The organism is Mycobacterium persicum (genome assembly GCF_002086675.1).
Taxonomy (GTDB): Bacteria; Actinomycetota; Actinomycetes; order Mycobacteriales; family Mycobacteriaceae; genus Mycobacterium; species Mycobacterium persicum.
The window spans coordinates 1-17,641 of sequence record NZ_MVIF01000115.1; the positions used below are offsets into that span (position 1 = coordinate 1).

Annotated in this window: 15 protein-coding genes and 3 pseudogenes; 8 read left to right on the plus strand and 10 right to left on the minus strand. The window is 68.0% G+C overall.

The features are described 5' to 3' along the window. The first annotated feature begins 80 nt into the window (after nucleotides 1-80). Nucleotides 81-824, plus strand: a complete 744-nt coding sequence (locus tag BST40_RS24225) for a dienelactone hydrolase family protein (protein WP_083155950.1) — start codon at nucleotides 81-83, stop codon at nucleotides 822-824. 80 nt (nucleotides 825-904) lie between these two features. Here the strand turns inward: BST40_RS24225 and BST40_RS24230 are convergent, their stop codons facing one another. From BST40_RS24230 to BST40_RS24240, 3 genes are read right to left on the minus strand one after another with little or no spacing between them, the layout of a single operon-like run. Then, nucleotides 905-2,008, minus strand: a complete 1,104-nt coding sequence (locus tag BST40_RS24230) for an acyl-CoA dehydrogenase family protein (protein WP_075549932.1) — start codon at nucleotides 2,006-2,008, stop codon at nucleotides 905-907. Next, nucleotides 2,005-3,189: an acyl-CoA dehydrogenase family protein gene (locus BST40_RS24235; RefSeq protein WP_083155952.1), complete on the minus strand. Its 1,185-nt coding sequence runs from the start codon at nucleotides 3,187-3,189 to the stop codon at nucleotides 2,005-2,007. Before BST40_RS24235 ends, BST40_RS24230 begins: the two co-directional genes overlap by 4 nt. Beyond that, nucleotides 3,186-3,977 (minus strand): SDR family oxidoreductase, encoded by a 792-nt coding sequence (locus BST40_RS24240; protein ID WP_083155954.1) that lies wholly within the window; start codon nucleotides 3,975-3,977, stop codon nucleotides 3,186-3,188. The genes BST40_RS24235 and BST40_RS24240 overlap by 4 nt, the downstream gene beginning before the upstream one ends. Nucleotides 3,978-4,055: 78 nt before the next feature. On the opposite strand from BST40_RS24240, the gene BST40_RS32950 reads away from it, so the two are divergent. Next, nucleotides 4,056-4,406 (plus strand): PE-PGRS family protein, encoded by a 351-nt coding sequence (locus BST40_RS32950; protein ID WP_371687070.1) that lies wholly within the window; start codon nucleotides 4,056-4,058, stop codon nucleotides 4,404-4,406. Here the strand turns inward: BST40_RS32950 and BST40_RS24250 are convergent. From BST40_RS24250 to BST40_RS24270, 6 genes and pseudogenes are all read right to left on the minus strand, one after another. Further along, nucleotides 4,320-6,347 (minus strand): annotated as a pseudogene (locus BST40_RS24250) (biotin carboxylase N-terminal domain-containing protein). The gene BST40_RS32950 and the pseudogene BST40_RS24250 overlap by 87 nt on opposite strands. Beyond that, nucleotides 6,344-7,576 (minus strand): PPE family protein, encoded by a 1,233-nt coding sequence (locus BST40_RS24255; RefSeq protein ID WP_083155956.1) that lies wholly within the window; start codon nucleotides 7,574-7,576, stop codon nucleotides 6,344-6,346. The pseudogene BST40_RS24250 and the gene BST40_RS24255 overlap by 4 nt, the downstream one beginning before the upstream one ends. Nucleotides 7,577-7,626: 50 nt before the next feature. After that, entirely contained in the window at nucleotides 7,627-8,442 is an 816-nt protein-coding gene (locus BST40_RS24260) for a PPE family protein, SVP subgroup (RefSeq protein WP_083155958.1), read from the minus strand. A gap of 303 nt (nucleotides 8,443-8,745) precedes the next feature. Continuing rightward, complete coding sequence (locus BST40_RS24265) at nucleotides 8,746-10,293, minus strand: class I adenylate-forming enzyme family protein (RefSeq protein ID WP_083155960.1); 1,548 nt, start codon at nucleotides 10,291-10,293, stop codon at nucleotides 8,746-8,748. 29 nt (nucleotides 10,294-10,322) lie between these two features. After that, nucleotides 10,323-10,409: pseudogene (locus BST40_RS33395) on the minus strand (flavodoxin); the annotation flags it as partial. Between the two features lie 63 nt (nucleotides 10,410-10,472). Next, a complete protein-coding gene (locus BST40_RS24270) occupies nucleotides 10,473-11,606 on the minus strand; it encodes a PPE family protein (protein ID WP_082275706.1) in 1,134 nt (377 codons plus the stop codon). Nucleotides 11,607-11,848: 242 nt separating this feature from the next. On the opposite strand from BST40_RS24270, the gene BST40_RS24275 reads away from it, so the two are divergent. After that, complete coding sequence (locus BST40_RS24275; protein WP_075549923.1) at nucleotides 11,849-12,241, plus strand: VOC family protein; 393 nt, start codon at nucleotides 11,849-11,851, stop codon at nucleotides 12,239-12,241. Nucleotides 12,242-12,301: 60 nt separating this feature from the next. On the opposite strand, the pseudogene BST40_RS24280 reads toward BST40_RS24275, so the two are convergent. Beyond that, nucleotides 12,302-12,544, minus strand: a pseudogene (locus tag BST40_RS24280) (flavodoxin family protein); the annotation flags it as partial. 22 nt (nucleotides 12,545-12,566) lie between these two features. Between BST40_RS24280 and BST40_RS24285 the strand changes: the two are divergent. The 5 genes from BST40_RS24285 to BST40_RS24305 all read left to right on the plus strand — a co-directional run bounded on the left by BST40_RS24285 (nucleotide 12,567) and on the right by BST40_RS24305 (nucleotide 17,381). After that, entirely contained in the window at nucleotides 12,567-14,006 is a 1,440-nt protein-coding gene (locus tag BST40_RS24285) for a recombinase family protein (RefSeq protein ID WP_083155961.1), read from the plus strand. A 293-nt stretch (nucleotides 14,007-14,299) separates the two neighbouring features. Beyond that, complete coding sequence (locus BST40_RS24290; RefSeq protein WP_083155963.1) at nucleotides 14,300-14,662, plus strand: helix-turn-helix domain-containing protein; 363 nt, start codon at nucleotides 14,300-14,302, stop codon at nucleotides 14,660-14,662. Further along, complete coding sequence (locus tag BST40_RS24295; protein ID WP_083155965.1) at nucleotides 14,659-14,964, plus strand: hypothetical protein; 306 nt, start codon at nucleotides 14,659-14,661, stop codon at nucleotides 14,962-14,964. Before BST40_RS24290 ends, BST40_RS24295 begins: the two co-directional genes overlap by 4 nt. 194 nt (nucleotides 14,965-15,158) lie before the next feature. Beyond that, nucleotides 15,159-15,389: a helix-turn-helix transcriptional regulator gene (locus tag BST40_RS24300; RefSeq protein WP_083155967.1), complete on the plus strand. Its 231-nt coding sequence runs from the start codon at nucleotides 15,159-15,161 to the stop codon at nucleotides 15,387-15,389. Between the two features lie 114 nt (nucleotides 15,390-15,503). After that, on the plus strand, nucleotides 15,504-17,381 hold the full coding sequence (locus BST40_RS24305; protein ID WP_083155968.1) for a YfjI family protein: 1,878 nt from the start codon (nucleotides 15,504-15,506) through the stop codon (nucleotides 17,379-17,381). Nucleotides 17,382-17,641: the final 260 nt, after the last annotated feature.

The following is a 17,641-nucleotide window of genomic DNA, read 5'->3' on the forward strand; positions in this document are numbered from 1 at the left end:
CCCCCCCCCGCCTCTCCCCGTGCCGCGGGGTCTCTACGCCAAACAACACGCGAGAAGGCCGCGGGAGTACAACGGAGGCCATGGCGAAATTCACCGATACCGTCACGACGCCCGACGGCAGCTGCCCCGTCCACCTGTTTACTCCCGACGGTGCCGAAGGCCCCTGGCCCGGTGTCGTCATGTATCCCGACGCCGGCGGTGTGCGGGAAACCTTCTACCAGATGGCTGCCAAACTGGCGGGCTACGGCTATGCGGTGCTGCTGCCCGACGTGTACTACCGCGAGGGCGCCTGGGCCGCATTCGATATGAAGACCGCGTTCGGCGACGCGAAGGAGCGGGCGCGGATCATGTTCATGATCGGCACCTTGACCCCGGACCGAGTCACCCGCGACGCCGGCGCGTTCTTCGGCTACCTGTCCGGCCGCCCGGCGGTGAGGGGCCAGCGATTCGGTGTGTGCGGCTACTGCATGGGTGGACGGATCTCGCTCGTGGTGGCCGGTCGTCTTCCGGATCGAGTCGCCGTCGCGGCGTCGTTTCACGGCGGCGGCTTGGTCACCGACAGCGCGGACAGCCCGCATCTGCTGGCCGAGCGGATGCGGGCCACGGTCTATGTGGGCGGCGCGAAGAATGACCCGTCGTTCACGGCTGACCACGCCGAACAGCTGGACAAAGCTCTGACCGCGGCCGGCGTCGAGCACATCATCGAGTGGTATCCCGCCGCTCACGGGTTTGCCGTCCCGGACAACCCGCCCTACGACGAGGCGTGCGCCGAAAGGCACTGGGCGGCAATGACGGACGTCTTCGCTTCGGCACTACCGCACTGATCCGGCGAGCAGACACAGAATCAGCCAAATCCTTGGCGCCTCATGCGATTCTGTGTCTGCTCGCCCGACTCTTGCCGACGTCAGGTGACCGGTAGGTTGACCAACCTGGCCAGTCGAGCGCGGTGCCGGTAGGCGGTCCCGAGGGCCAACTGGTCGCTCTTGGCCCGCTTCAGGTACAGGTGCGCGGGATACTCCCAGGTCATTCCGATCCCGCCGTGCAGCTGCACGCATTCCTCGGCGGCGTGCACCGCAACCCCGCTGCAGTGGGCCTGCGCCAGAGCCGCCGCGACGGCGGCGTCAGCATCGCCGCGGGCACAGGTGTCGGCGGCATAGCGGGCCGCGGCCGTCGCCGAACCGACCTCGAACCACAAGTCCGCCAGCCGGTGTTTGATCGCCTGGTAGGAACCGATGGCCCGGCCGAACTGCTTACGTTCCTTGGCGTAGGCCAGAGTGGTGTCAAAGCACCACCGCGCGATCCCCAGCTGCTCGGAGGCGAGCAGCGCCGCTGCGGTCTGCAGCGCCTCGGCCAGCGCCGCTTCACCCGGGCCGGTACCGATCCGCGACGACGTCGCACCCGAAAACTGCACGTCGGCAAGGGGTCTGGTCATGTCGAAGGTCAACATCGGCGAGACCTCGACACCGGCCGCGTCGCGCGCGACGGTATGCAGCTCCACCCCCTCGGGCCCGGCGACCGGCACCACCAGCACGTCGGCTTCCCTGGCGCCCGCAACGCTGCCGACCCGTCCGGTCAGTCCGTCGGCGCCATCGCTCACCCCGGTCACCGGATCACCCGGTGCGGTGGATAGCGGCACCACCAGCGCCGCGGTGACGGCACCACCGGCCAGACCCGAGAGGGTTTCGGTCTCGCCGGAACGCGACAGCGCGACGGTAGCAAGCACCGCGCTGGACAGGAACGGCACCGGCGCGACGGCCCGACCGATCTCCTCCATCACCACCGCTGCTTCACGGGCAGTTGCGCCCGCTCCGCCCAGCGACTCGGGAACCAGCAGCCCGGCCACCCCCAGATCGGCGGCCAGCGTCCGCCACAGCTCCGAAAAGTCTTGCAGCGGAACATCATAGGCCCGCACCACCAGCTCCGGCGGACACCGATCGGCCAACAGTTGCCGAACGCTGTCCCGCAGCGCCTCCTCGGTGTCGGAGTACAGTAGGTCCGCGGCGCTCATCGCGGCAAATCCTTCCAGGCGACAGTCTTGTCGACCCGGTGTTCACCGGGCAGGCCCAAAACCCGCTCGGAGATGGTGTTGCGCAGGATCTCCGAGGTGCCGCCTTCGATCGAGTTGCCGCGAGCCCGCAGGTAGCGATAGCCCGGGCCGCGACCAATCAGATCGACGGTCTCCGGCCGGCGCAGCGTCCAGTCGTCGTATCCCAGGCCAGTTTCGGGGTGCAGTTCCAGTTCGAAGCCCGAGATCTGTTGCGCCAGACGGGCAAACGCCACTTTCATACCGGCGCCCTCCGGCCCGGGCTGACCGGTCGCGGCCTGCTGGCGCAATCGTTCGCCGGTGAGCCGCAGCACTTCGGCTTCTACCCACAGCCGCATCATCTCGTCGTGCATCGCGGGATTGCGCAGCGCCGGCTGGTCACGCCAGGCCTCGGTGACCCTGCCGATGTGGCCGCCCTCGCGCGGGATTCCGGTCCGTGCGCCGATCGCGACGCGTTCGTTGTTGAGGGTGGTGGTCGCGACCCGCCAGCCGCCGCCTTCCGGGCCGAGCCGGTTCGTGTCGGGCACCCGGACGTCGGTGAGAAATACCTCGTTGAATTCCGCCTCGCCGGTGATCTGACGCAGTGGCCGGATGTCGATTCCCGGTTGCCTCATGTCACACAAGAAGTAGGTCAGCCCAACGTGTTTAGGCACGTTCGGATCGGTGCGGGCGACCAGGATGGCCATCTGCGCATGCTGGGCCATCGACGTCCATACCTTCTGCCCGTTGACAATCCAGCCGTCCCCGTCGCGCACCGCACGAGTGGCCACCCCGGCCAGATCCGATCCGGCGCCCGGTTCGCTGAACAGCTGGCAGTAGAGGTGCTCACCGGTGAACAACGGGCGCAAGAACTTACGCTTCTGGTCTTCGGTTCCGAACACGGCGATCGTCGGAGCCGCCATGCCGATGCCGATGATGTTTCGCCCGCCACCGGCCGGCGGCGCTGCTGCCGCCGACAATTGCGCGTCGACCTGTGCCTGATAGGTGCGCGGCAGGTCGAGTCCGCCGAAGCCCACCGGAAAGTACACCCAGGCCAGCCCCGCGTCGAACCGCGCGCCGAGGAATTCCCGCGCGTCGGTGGTGGCCGGGTCGTGCTGGTCCAGCAGCGCCCGCACCCGGGTTGCGAGGTCCTCCTGAATGCTCATTGCGCGCCTCCGGAGTTCGCCGGAAAGCCCCTGAACCCTTGGGCATTGCCCAGCAGCAGGCCGCCGTCGATCACCATGGTCTCTCCGGTGATCCAGCCCGCCGCATCCGAGACCAGGAAACCGACGGCTTCGGCCACGTCGACCGGTTGGCCAATGCGCCCGAGTGCGATGGTCGCCGCCAGCGGGTCTTCATGGTCCTTCCACAGCGCCTCGGCCAGCCTGGTGCGCACCACGCCGGGGCAGATCGCGTTGACCCGCACCCGCGGCGAAAGTTCCAGGGCCAGTTGCTTGGTCACATGTATCAGGGCGGCCTTGGTGGCGTTGTACATTCCCATGGCCGGGGATTGATGCATACCGCCGATCGAGGCGGTGTTGATGACGACACCGCCGCGTTGGCCCATCCATGCCTTGACGGCCAGCGAGGTCCACAGCAGTGGGGCCCACAGGTTGACGTCGAAGATCTTGGTGAAGCGGGCGTGGTCCTGTTCGATCAGCGGACCGAACGCCGGGTTGGTGCCCGCGTTGTTGACCAGGATGTCCACGCTGCCGAAGCGCTCGAGGGCCAGGTCCACACAGCGTCGGGCGGCTTCCTCGTCGACCGCGTGAGCACCGACGCCCACCGCGCGCTCGCCGACCTCGGCGGCGGCCGCCTCGGCGGCCTGCTGCTTGCGGGCGGTGAGCACCACGTTGGCGCCGGCGGTGGCCAGGCGTTGCGCCGTCGCCAACCCGATTCCCCTGGAGGCGCCGGTGACTATGGCGGTACGGCCGGTCAGATCCAGTGAGGTCATGGTCGTATGCCTTCAGTCGTCGGTTGGCCGATCTCTCGGAAGCGTTTTGTACACGTGCGTAACGGGTATACGAGGCGCATGTTAGCGAAACTAAACCTCATGAAACCACTAGTCGTGGCCGGGTGTATCGCTACCGCCATCGCCGTCGCGCCAACGGCCTCCGCCGGGGCTTTTGCGGTGGTTCCCACCACGACTGCCTCGGCCTCCAGCCACATCGTTGCGGTCAACGTACCCGGCGGTGGCGGCTGCGACGAAAACGGCAACTGCGGCCAGGGCGGCCAGAATGGCGGTCCCGGCGGCGGTCCGGGCGGTAGCGGTTGCGCTCCAGGCGTCGGTTGCGGCTCAGGAGGGGTCAACGCGGGACCTGGCGGAGTCCCGGGCGGCGCCGGCTGCATCCCGGGCGTCGGATGCGGTTCCGGTCACGCGTAGCAGCCTGCTGATCCAGGTCTGCGACTCCGCCGGATCGATGACGTCGTCCAGTTCGAATGTGGTGGCCGAGCGCAACGCCTTTCCATGCTGATAGGCCGCAGCCAGCAGCCGGTCGAAAAGCGCTTGGCGTTCAACCTCGTCCGCGGCGGCGGCCAACTCCTTGCGAAACCCGAGCCGCACCGCCCCCTCCAGCCCCCTGCCGCCGATCTCCCCGGTGGGTCAGGCGATCGTGAACTCGGGCGCATGGAAGGAGCCACCGGCCATGGCCATCGCACCCAACCCATAGCCCTTACGCAAGATGATCATTCCGAGCGGCACCGTCAACCGCGCGCCGGCGATGAACATCCGGCCGAAACGCCGGACCGTGGCTTCTTTCTCCGCGTCTGGACCGACCATGAATCCCGGGGTATCGCACAGCGAGATCACCGGCAGCCGGAACGACTCGCACAGCGCCAGGAAGTCGGTAGCCTTGTCCGACGCCTCGGCGTCGATGGCGCCACCCAGATGATGGCTGCTGTTGGCGATCAGCCCGTAAGCCGCACCCTCGACGCGAACCAGCGCGGCGCCCACCTCGCTACCTTCCGGCGCGACGTCCACCACCGCGCCGGCCAGTTGGGCACGCAACGCTTCTTCACCGGGGTAAAGCTCGACCGCGGCCACCCGATGGGCGTGGTGGGACAGCGCCGCGGCCGCCAGGTCGGGCAGCTTTTCGTCGAAGAAACTCGTCGTGACGATGCCCGATTGAACCTTGTTGTCCGACAAGAGTTCTTGCAGCAACGCCAGGTTGGCGGCGACGCCCTCGATGCTGAACTCCGATAGCGCCGTGCGCGCCTTGCGCACCGCCGCGCCGAAGGTTGACCCGGATACGTGGGTGATGACCTTGGCCAGCAGCGAGTCATAGCGTGGACTCACCGACAGCCCCGCCCGGCCGTAGGTGTCGACCCGGACCCCGGGGCCGCTCGGGGGTGAAAACACCGTCAGAGTGCCCGCTGCGGGCAGGACGGACCCGGCTGCCGCCATGGTTTCAGCGTTGACCCTGGTCTGGATCGCGATGCCTCGCGATCCAGGCGGGATCACCGGCGACTGTGGTTGCCTCGCAGGAAATTCCGGCCGGCAGCCCCAGCTGGTCGTAGGCCGCACCGCCGGCAATGGCCAGCTGCAGCGCCACCAGGTCCAGACCGGTCACCGCCTCGGTGACGGTGTGTTCAACGAAAGGCCTTGGGCGGGAGCGATTTCGACCAGCTTCTGGTGACGCCGCTGGATGCTGCAGTCACGATCGCCCAACGCCAGCGTATGCGGTGGCTGACCGACGACCTGCACCTCCAGATGGCGTGCCGCACCCAGATATACCTCGGCGAATAACGCCGGATTGCCGAAGGCCAGTTGCGCTTCCGCGGCGCACTGACGGTAGGCATCGTCGATCTGGCCGGCGCTCGTCACCTTGCGCATGCCCCGGCCACCACCGCCGGCAAGCGCCTTGATCATGACCGCGCCGCCGCCCTGAGCGGCGAAGAATTCCTGGATGTCGCCGAGGCTGCTGGGGCCTTGGGTCGCCGCCAGCACCGGCACCCCGGCGGTGACGGCGGCCGCGCGGGCCGCAGACTTGTTCCCGACCAACTCCAGCACCGCGGCGTCGGGTCCCACGAACGTGTACCCGCCGGCCGTGCAGGCCCGCGCGAATTCGGGGTTCTCGCTGAGGAACCCGTAGCCGGGGTGGATCAGCTCGGCGCGGGACGCCTGGGCCGCGGCCAGGATGGCCGCGGCGTCGAGGTAGGCGTCGATACCGTTGCCGGGCAGGGCGATTGCCTGGTCGACCGCGTGCACGTGCGGGCTGTCGGCGTCGTCCGCGGCGTAAACCGCCACCGTGGGGATCTCCAATTCGGTTGCCGTGCGGATGATTCGAAGCGCTATCTCGCCCCGGTTCGCGATCAGCAGGCTCATTCGGACAACCCGGCCATCGTGACGCGCGACCACATACCGGCCACATTACGGCCCGGCCGGTCGGAGCAGACGACGACCTGTTTGGGCATCACGGTCGGCCGGAAGCCGTACCGTGGCCCGGCGTAACCACCGCCGCCCTTCGACGCGGCGGCCATCCCCGGCCCGCCGGGCATCGCGGTGACCGGTCCGGCTTCCTCGGGTACGGCCCAGCCGCTGCCCTCCAACGCCGTGGTGCCCGAAGGCAACGCCGGAGCGGCACTGGACCAGCTCGCCGGCACCGCCAACTTGCCGACCGCGGACGCCTGGCCCATGCCGGCCAGGACCGAGCCCGCGCCCGCGGGTGCCACGGCGTTCGTCGTGGCCGCCGGTCCCGCGATGGCCGGAACCAGCTCGGCGGCGGCAGCAGCCCCGCCCGTGGCGTTCACGGCATCCAGGGCATGTCCCAGGAAGACCGCGTTGGGGATGGTGGCCATGACGAACCAGGCCGCAGTGTTGACCGCACCGTTGATGGCGTTCTGCACGAATGTATTGCCGAGCAGGTCATCGATGATTCCGCCCAGCGCCGTCGCGTCGAAAACGGACGCGGCCGGCGACGCGAGCCCCATGACCGTGTTGGGCACGTTGGTGATCAGGTTCGCCAGCCCCACCTGCTGTGCCGTGCCGGCCTGGCCCACCGCGGCCGCCTGCGCGGCCAGCCCCGCCGGGTTGGCGATCCGCGACGGCGTGGTCAACGGGTTCAGCATCCCGGCGGCCGCCGACGACGCCGCATAGCCGTACATCGCCAATGCGTCCTGCGCCCACATTTCGCCGTAGTGCGCCTCGGTGGCCGCGATGGCGGGTGTGTTCTGGCCCAGGATGTTCGTCGCCACCAGCGCGGCCAGCAGCGCCCTATTGGCCGCAACCTCAGCCGGCGGCACGGTCGCGGCGAAGGCCGCCTCGAAGGCGGCCGCGGACGCGGTGGCCTGCGAGCCCGCATGGGCAGCGGATTCGGCGGTGTAGCTCAGCCAGGCCAGGTAAGGCTGAGCCGCGGCTGCCATCGACATCGACGCCGGACCCAACCACTGCTCCGTGGTCAGCTGGGTGATCACCGATTCGACCGAGGCGGCCGTGGTGCTCAACTCGACGGCCAGCCTGTTCCATGCTGCGGCGGCAGCCATCATGGGTGCCGCCCCCGCACCGGCGTACATGCGTGCGGAGTTGATCTCAGGGGGTAAAGCGCCGAAATCCATTGTTGTCCCACTCCTTTGGTTTGGTCCGGTTCGTATCGGATGCAGGTGCTCTAGACGGCTTGCGGCTTCGGCATGACGATGGGCTTGACGCCGTAGCGCGGGGCACCGAAGCCGGCGCTGTTGCGCGTCGCCGACGCCAATCCCGGCATGCCGGGGATGACGTTGCCGGGCGCGGCCTGAGGTGCGGCGGCGGTCCAGCCGGCACCTTGCAGCGTGCTGACTTGCGTGCTCGACACCAAGGTGGCCGTCCCGGCCCAGGTCGGCGGTGCGGCTGCGCCGATCGAGGACACCGCACCCAGGCCGGCGGCGACCGGCGCCGCGCCGACCGCGGCCTCGGCCGCCGCTGCCGGTGCCAGGCCGGCGGCGGCGCCGCCCACCGCAGCTTCCGCGGCGTCGGTTCCGGCGGCCTCGGCGGCAGCCGGCAGAAGCGCACCGCTGCCCAACGCCAGCAAGTCCGACGCGGCCGACGCCCAGTTGCCGGTCCCGATGTTGAAGATATTGGCGAGATCCGTGAGCCATCCGGGAGTCTGGCTGGGCAGCAGCGCGCCGAGGATGTCCGACAAGGGCGAGGCCGCCGCAGACGAATTGGCAGCCTCCGCGGCCGCATAGGTCCCGGCGCTGACGCCGAGGGTATTCACCAACATCTCGTACATTGCCGCGGCTTCGGCGCTGATCTGCTGGTACAAGCTCCCGTAGGCGGTGAACATCGACGCCTGCAGCATCGACACTTCGTCGGCCGCCGCCGGTATCACACCCGTGGTGGGGACTGCCGCGGCGACGTTCTCCGCCTCCATCGTCGCGCCGATGGTCTGCAGCTTGCCCGCCGCAGCGGCCAGTTCGTCTGGCTGTGTCGTCAGGAATGACATCTGTGCTCCTTATGTTTCGAAACATGCCGACCGGTTGCGGCGGCCACTTCCTGTGGATTTGCTGGACAGCTTCTGGTTATTTGCTGAACAGTGTCTGTGCGTCGAGGATAAGGCTAGTGATCCACACTCCCGCCGTCGCAATCCGAAGGCGTCAACGATGAGTCCCGTTACGGTTTCTTAACGCGAACGCCGGCAGTGCTAACACTGTCCTGTCGAGCGTGACACCTTCCGGTGATCAGCGGCATCGAAATGGGAGGCGTGGCGCACATTTCTACGCCGTGTGGCGACGGCGCGAACCACCGGTCAACGCACCGGCGAACCCCACCGGACCTGTTCGCGGAGCTTTCCCTTGAGCAGTTTGCCGCCGGCGTTGCGCGGCAGTGCTTCGGTCACCACCGTGACGTACTGCGGAACCTTGAAGTCGGCCAGTTGCCGGCGGCAGTGTTCGAGAACCGCCGTCACGTCGATCGGGTCCGCGCCCGCGTAGAGCACCGCGCCGACCTTCTCCCCCATAACGTCGTCAGGCACCCCCAACACACAGGCATCGGCGACGCCCGGGGCCGACAGCAGCGCGGATTCGACCTCAACGCTGGAGACATTCTCGCCGCCCCGGTTGATGATGTCCTTCAGCCGATCGACGATGTGCACCCGGCCCGCGTCGTCGACACGTACCACGTCGCCGGTATGCAACCAGCCGTCGACGATCGTCGCCGCGGTGGCTTCCGGCCGGTTCCAGTAGCCCGTGGTCACGTTCGCCCCGCGGACCACCAACTCGCCCATCATCTCGCCGGGGTCGGGCTCGTCGCCGCGATACGGAACCACCCCGAGATCCACCGAGGGAACCGCATAACCGACCGAGTCGGCGTGTTCAGCCGCATCCCAATCAGGCAACACCGTCATCAGGGAGGCCGACTCGGTCATGCCGTATCCGTTGAACACCGTTGCGTGCGGAAACGCGTCCTTGACCGAGCGCACCAACGACGGGGCGATCGGCGCACCTCCGTAGCCGACCCAACGCACCGAGGAGGCGTCGGTGCCGGGAAAACCCTTGTGCCGCAGCACTAACGAGTAGACAGCCGGAACCGTCACGAGGAGCGAGATGCGCTCGGCGGGAAGTGTCACGAGGAACTGGTCGAGGTTGAGTGCGGGCATGATCACCGACGCCCCGCCGACGCGGGCGGCTGCCAGCAGCTGCGAGTTGCAACCGGTCGCGTGGAACAGCGGCACCGAAATCAGGGTGCGCAGCTCGTCACCGAGATCTGGTGACAGCCCGAGACATCTGGCCCCGTTCTCGGTGTTGGTCACGAATGCCTCGTGGGTGGTCGGCACACCTTTGGGGTGGCCGGTGGTTCCCGAGGTGTAGAACAGCGCCGCCACATCGGATGGGCCGAGTTGTTGGGTCACGAACGGGTCGCCGTCGGGCAAAGCGGTATCCGCGCTCAGGTCGATCCGGGCCCCGGCATCGGACAACACGAAGTCGACCTCCAGCTGGGTGGAGCGGGTATTCACCGGCACCACAACGCCACCGGCCATCACGGTGCCCCAGAACGCCAGCACCCAATCGACTCCCGCGGGATAGCGCACGCCCACCCGGTCGCCGGCGCGCAGCCCACCCGAGCGTAGTCCGCCGGCGACTCGCGATGCACGATCCCACAACTGCCGGTAGGTCAGTCGCGCAGCGTCGAGCTCGACCACGGCTTCATTGTCGGGACGACGGTCGACCTGCTCGGCAAGCATGTGCAGCAGGGTGGGGGGGATCTCGTCGTAGTGCGGGACGCCGGCGCGATCGAGGCGGATTCCTGTCCGCGGGAACGGGTTGTGGTTCCTGGAAATCTCGATTACGTCAGGCACCTGGTCACTCCACGTCACTCCAGTTCGACGACGGCGACCGCGGCGCCGACGGTGTCGTTGTTGCCTTGTACCCACACACCGTAGGCACGGCTGAAGATGTGGTCCAGGCCCGGGTAACTGTCATGTCGACCAAGCTCTTACACCCGGGTGACGCGTCCGGATGTTTCCGTGGTCCCGGATCAGCCGAACACATGCCTGGGCATAACGGTGGGCTTGACTCCATACCGCGGGCCCGCGCCGGCGCCTGCGCCGTTGGCGGCGACGACCATTCCAGGCGCAGGCGGCACTGCCGCTATCGCTGCGTCCTCCTGCGGAACTGCCCACCCGGTGCCAGCCGTGGAGATGTCGGCGGTCACCGCTGGTGCGGCGGTAGACCAGCTCACCGGCACCGACAGCCGACCGACCGCGGATGCAGTGCCCACACCGGCCACGATCGGTGTTGCGCCGACCGCGGGGCTAACCGTGCGGGCCGGTGCGGCTGTCGAGGCGGCAACCGAACCCGCCCCGCTGGCGGTGACCCTGGTGGCGGCGTCGGTCCCGTCATTGCTGGTGGTCAAGGCCATATCAAAGTCCGCCATTACGCCCGAGACGCCGTGCCATGCATGATCGACGAACAACGGGTTGGGGTTGGTGAGGAATGACAAGACCGCATTGAGCCCCGACACCTGGGCCTCCGACGGTGCCGGTGAGGCGAGGCTCATAACTGCGTTTGGCAGGTTGCCGATCAGGTTGTTAAGACCGGTCTGCTGCGCGGAACCGGTGGCGGCCTGGCCGACGATCCCGGCTGGATTGGTGACGGCCGCCGGCCCGATCAGCGGGTTCAACCTGCCGGCTGCCGCCGAGGCGGCCGCATAGCCGTACATGGCCGCAGCGTCTTGCGCCCACATTTCCCCGTAGCGCGCCTCGACGGCCGCGATGGCCGGCATGTTTTGCCCGAAAATGTTTGTCGCTACCAGTTGGGCCAACTGGGCCCTGTTGGCCGCAACCTCGGCCGGGGCTACCGTCATCGCACGTCCGGCCTCAAAGGCGGCCGCAGATGCCATGGCTTGTGCCGCCGCGAACGCCGAGGATTCAGCCGTGTCGGTCAACCAGGCCACGAGGGGCTGCGCGGCGGCGGCCATCGACAGCGAGGCGGGACCCAACCACGGCTCGGTTCTCAGCCGGGTGACGATTGACTCGAAACAGGACGCTGCAGCGCTCAGCTCAACTGCGATGCCGTTCCACGCGGCCGCAGCCGCCACCAGCCCCGCCGCGCCCGCGCCGGCGTACATGCGCGCGGAATTGACCTCCGGAGGCAGGGCTCCAAAATCCACCGCGGCATTCCGTTTCTTAGCGAGTTCCTGGCGAGCGTGGGGTGCTTGAGTTGACGCAGCCCTTATTGCATCATGATCGCCGCCATCGTGCCTCCCAGTTGGTAGGCGCGCTCGCGCGCCGCGGCGTCGACGGCACCGACGACCTCGCCCGAAAGCGGACGACATTGTGACCCTGCCACGCCAGGCCATTATTGACCCACTGGACTCGTACGGGTCGCCAACCTACCCACGAAGAGGCCATCATGACGGAGCTCCGCACGTTTCTCTGGAATGAACTGCTGACTGACGACCAACTGACCGCCGGTGAGTTCTACAGCCAACTCTTCGGCTGGCAGCGCCGAGAAGTCGATGCCGGTCCACTCGGGACCTACACCGTCTTCCAGTGCGACGGACGCGACGTCGCGGGGATGATGAATCCCACCGCCCGTGACTACGCCGGGTCCCCGCCGCCACGATGGATTGCCTATATCGCCGTCGACAACGCGGCCAAGATCGCGGCCCGAGTGGCCGACCTCGGCGGGACGGTGCTCGAACCGCCCCACCATGTATCCGGGGTGGGAACGATCTGCATGTTCAAGGACCCTGTCGGTGCCGTCATCTACATGATGGAGCCCGATCGAACCCCAGCCGAGTGACCGACGACGGGGCACCCAGCCGCCCGATCGAATTCGAACAGCCCGACGCGATATCAGCACTCAGCCCATGAGCTGAGCGGCAACTGTCGCGCCGAGGTTCCAGCACGCTTCGACGTCGGCCCTGGTCGGCTTGCCCATCACCACCACCGTCTCGGCAACCTGCGCCCAGCCCAGCCCGGTCGTGATGGCGGCCAGACCCCGCTCCGCTCCCTCGGTGCCCTCGTTGCCGTGAATGTAGACACCGAACGGTCGCCCCCGCGTCGAGTCGAGGAGCTGGTAGTAGGCGCAGTCGAATGCGTGATTATTTGTCATATAGCCTCTTAGTATGACAACGACGCTACCACCTCAGGTCACCCGTGCTGTCATCTATGCGCGCGTGTCATCCGACCGGGCGAAAGGCCGCTCTGTCACCGAGCAGGAGGCCGAGTGCCGGGCTGAGTGTGACCGTCGGGGCTGGCCGGTTGCCGAGGTGCTGACCGACAACGACCGCTCCGCAACGCGATTCGCCACCAAGGACCGCCCCGAGTACGGGCGGCTGCGGACGATCCTCCAACCGGGCGATGTGTTGGTGGTCTGGGAGGCCAGCCGCGCGGGCCGGTCGCTAGATCACTACGTCGATCTTCGGCGGCTCTGCGCTGAGCGCGGCGTGCTGCTCTCCTACAGCGGGAAGCTGTTCGACATGGACGACGGCGACGACCGATTCGCCACGGGCCTTGATGCGCTGATCGCCGAGCGCGAGGCTGAGGACATCCGCAAGCACATCGTCCGCGCCCACCGGGCCAACCTGGCGGCGGGCAAGCCCCACGGTCGAGTTCCGTACGGCTACAAGATCGTTCGTGACCCTGAGACCGGCAAGGCCATAGGACGCACGCCCGATCCGGCCCGCGCTCCCCTGGTGGCTGAGGCGGCGCGGCGGGTGCTTGACGGCCACAGCCTGGAATCGACCGTGCGCTGGATCGCGGCCAAAGACCCCGACCCTCGATGGAACAGCGCCAAGCTGCGCCGGATTCTGGTCAACGCCACCAATGCTGGATACCGGACTCAGAGCGTCAAGGTCGATGGCAAGCGCGGCCCGCAGAAGATCGTCAAGGAGGGTACGTGGACGCCGATACTGACGCCTGATCAGCACGACGACCTGGTGGCGTTGTTCACTGCACGGAAGACCGGCCCGCGCGGGCCTGAGCCGTTGCATCTGCTGTCCGGAATCGCCGCGTGCGCGGTCTGCGAGGACAAAATCTGGCGGGGCAAGGCCGGGCGCAAGAAGGACGGCTCACCCTACGAGGTTTACAAGTGCCGGAAGGGTTGTGTGGGCCGCAACCTGGCTCAGGTCAACGAGGTCGTCCTGGCGGCGGTCGAGGGCATCCTGACCACGCCGGAGGCCCTGACGGCGCTGGCCACGCCGCCAGCTGAGCCGGAGTCCACCGCGAAGGCCGACCTGGACGAACTCCGCCGCCAGCTCCAGGCCGTGGAGGACCAACTGACCGACGGAAAGATGCCCGCCGACGTCGGCGCTCGGGTAGCGACCCGCCTGGCCGAGCGCATCGCCGGGCTGGAGGCCGCCATCGCTCCAGTGTTCACCGAGCCGGTCGTGCGCGAGTTGGCCACCGCCCCCGACCCGGTGGCGCTGTGGCGGTCGTTTCCCTTGGCCCGCAAGCGCGAGTTCATCCGCGCCGTAATGACGATCAAGGTGGAGCGGGTGGTCAGCCGGTGGCACGCCAAGGAGGACGGCATCATCATCGAGCCTGCCCGAAAGCCGTTGCACTAACCCGACATTGACGGGTTTCTAGACACGCCGGTAATTAACGCCGATCACCGTTGCCCGGCTATATTCAGACCAGCGCGCCAGCGTCAACCACTCCCACGGGAAGCTCGGCGCGCCGCCTGAGACCATCGCCGGTCGCCGACAGAGACGTGACCGACGGGTTCCCAGGAGGCTGTGCGGCCATCGAGCGCGGCGGCGAGACCCGCCGGGCACGCGGTTCGCGATGAGGGCGGAGGCGTGGGACCGCCCGCTACATCGGGACGCGTGAATCCAACCAAGTCCCTTGGAGATTCACGATGTCCGCCACCTCGACCCTTAGCCCGCCGTCGGGCACCCGTCGGCTGACCACCGAGGACGTCGCCGCCCTGTTCGGCTACGCCCAGACCTCGACCGTGCTCCGGCGGGTCAGAGAGGACGGCCTGCCCGCCGTCCGGTTCAATCGCCGGTACTACTTCAACGAGGCCGACGTCCGCGCCTGGATGGCCGAGCGCGGGCTGATCGAGGCCACCACCGCCGCGCCCGACGCCGACGACACCGCGCCGGTTGCCCCCGAGTGGATCGCCGCCCAGGTGGCCAAGTTCAGCGCCGACGATCTGCGCCGGGCCGGGGAGCTGCTGCTGGCCCTGAGCCGCGCCGACCGCCAGGGCGTGGACCGATGAGCGACGCGGCTACGGAGGAGGGCCTTCGCCATCTACTGGAGCGGGTCGATGATGAGACCTGTTATCGGGCTGACAACGCCGGAGAGCTAGTTGATCTGGTCGTGGAGATCATCGAGAACGCGGGCAACGACGGGATCGATGAAGACGAGATCGTCAAGGCCGCTGATGCGCTTGGTGACTGGAAGTGGAAAAGCGCCCTGTTCTCGCTGTGGCGTAACGGGCGGGTGAATCTCCGGTGGGACGTCGCCATACAGGACTTCAGGGTGTTCCCCGTGGAGACCAACGACGTCGGCGCGCCGTGACTTGAGCTGTGAGTTCTGGTGCCCGAGTACCCCGACGAGGGCGGGTTAGTTGGGCACTGCCGCCTGGCCGAACGCCGAAAGTCGCTCTGAGACAAGCCCGTTCATGTCGGGTAAGTCAACGTCACCATGCCCGGCGCTTGCACCCCGGCCCGCTAGCGTTTGACCTACCCCCGACACCCGAAAGGAACCACACCATGACCACAGTGAGCGCGCCAGCGCCCAGCGCGGCGGTCGATTCGATAGGAGCCGCGCCGATTGTCGGCGTCAGCCCCGCCACCTTGAAGACCTGGCGGCACAAGGGAATCGGCCCGCCGTACGTCGTCATCGGCAAACGGGTGCGCTACCGGGTCCGAGACCTGGAGGCGTGGCTGGCCGAGCGCACGGTCACGCCGACGCCGAGACCTGCACGCGCCCAAGGGAAGTAACAACTGAATGTGTGATGCCGCCGAGCGGCGGTGATTGGCCTCGACCGCTGCCCGACGGCATCAACCCCAACGACTCCAGCCAGAGAGTCAGTCCCAGGAAGGAAAGAGACCCACATGTCCACCAACCGGAACAAGGGCAACGATACCTCGAAGCCCGGCACCGCCGCGCCCGAGGCCCGCGCCGACACGAACGGTTACCGCCGCCGCCGAAACGGCGCTGAGCCGCCCGTGGAGTGGTGGCTAGCACAACAGTGGGCCGATGTCATCGGCGGCTACGCCGATGAGCCGATTCGCGACGAACTCGGCATTTCCGGCTGGCGGGCGCTGCGTGACACCATGCGCGAGCGGACCGGCGTCGAGGTCGCGCCCGAGACGACGTTCACCGAATTGCGGATCGTTCCCGCCGACTTCGCCGCCAAGCACGCCGAGACGACGCTGAGCCGCGCGCAGATCGCCGCGTACGCCGACGAGCACGACCTGGAACTTCCCGACGTCACCGCCGCCCGGCTGACCCGTGAGAAGACGCTGGAGACCGAAGAGGCCCGCGACGAGGTGAGGGCGCTGTTCGAGGGTGACCCACTGCCTCTGACCGTGACGAAGCTGCCGCCGTTCCCGGTTCACGCGCTACCGGCGGTGATGACCGATATGGTGACCGGCGTCGCCCGTGAGCTGGGCGTCGATCCAGCGATGACCGCCGCGTTCGCACTGGGCGCGGTGTCGGGTGCGCTGGGCGGGCGTGTGGTGGTCCAGGTCTACGGCAACTGGTTCGAGAACTGCGTGTCCTACATCGCGGTGGTGGCCGAGTCCGGCGACCGCAAAAGCCCGGCGTTCTCGGCGATGCTCGGTAGCCCGCTGGGCGCGGTGGAGCGCCAGCTGACGGACAACTGCTGGGTCAGCACGTACGCCGAAGTCGATCCGCACGGGCCGGACGGGCTGCCGGTGATCACCCTTGTCGGGGAGCCGGAGTTCGTCGGTCCAGCGCCCAGGCTGATCGCCAGCGACACCACCACCGAGCAGCTGGCCGTGCTGATGGCCGATAACGGCGAACGGATGATCGTCGCCGACGCCGAGGGCGACGTGTTCGACACCCTGGCGGGGCGGTATAGCGCGCTGCCGAACTTGACGCTGTACCTCCAGGGCTACAGCCGGGAGTACGTCCGCGTTGACCGGGTGGGCCGTGCTCCGGTCAGCCTCGATCACCCGGCGCTGACGCTGTGCCTGGGCACCCAGCCCGCCGTCTGGCACGCGGTGATGGCTAACCCCCGGTTCGCCGGTAAGGGCCTCGTCGCGCGCATCGAGGCGGCGTTCCCCGAGCCGCGCAAGGAACGCACCCGCCGACTGGAGGCGCTGCCGCCGTCGGAGCGCGCGGACGTCGGCGCGCCGGTCGATCCGGCGGTGGCCGAGGCGTACCGCGCGATGATCGCCGAGCTGGCGCTTGGCATGTTCGACGCCAACACCAAGACCGCCAAGCTGACCGAGGATGCCCAGCAGCGGATGCGCCAGCACACCGCCGAGGTGGACACCCGCACGCTGGACGACGGCGACATGGGCGGGCGGCTGGCGCGGTGGGGCGCTAAGTGCTCGGGCCGGGTGGTGCGCCGGGCGCTTCATCTGCACATGGCCGAGCACGGCGTCAAGGGCGCGCGCCTGCTGATCGAGCGGGAGACCATCGAGCGGGCCATCGAGATCGAGGAGTGGTTCATCACCAACGCCAAGGAGGCGTACGGTCTGGCCGACACGGGTGACGACGTGGACGCCGAAGACCTGAGGGCGTTCGTGGGGTGGCTGGCCCGCACCCACGCCGAGGCTCCGTACCAGCCGATCAAGCTGACCTACATCCTCCAGCACGGACCCAAGGCGCTCCGGCAGAAGTCGCGCCGTGACCGCGCGATAGAGGTGCTGGTCGATCTGAACTACCTGGCTCACGTCACGGTCGGAACGTCCGGCAAGGCGCGCGGTGTGTGTCTTCATCCGGCGGCTGCCGACGGCTGACCAGCGGCCACGTCCCGCAGCCTCAGCACGCCGTCGGCTGACCAGGGCGGTGGACCTTAGCCCCCTAGGCAGGCCCATTAGCCCCGCTGGCGGGCCGACCTTAGCCCCGAAACCGGCCACCTTAGCCCCGCTTTAGCCCCACCTTAGCCACGCCGATAACGCCTCTACCAGCGCGAATGGGCAACCTTAGCCCCTTTAGCCCCCATCGGCCCCCCTTTAACCCCATTACACCCCTATCACTTATACACATCAGAAGCTGC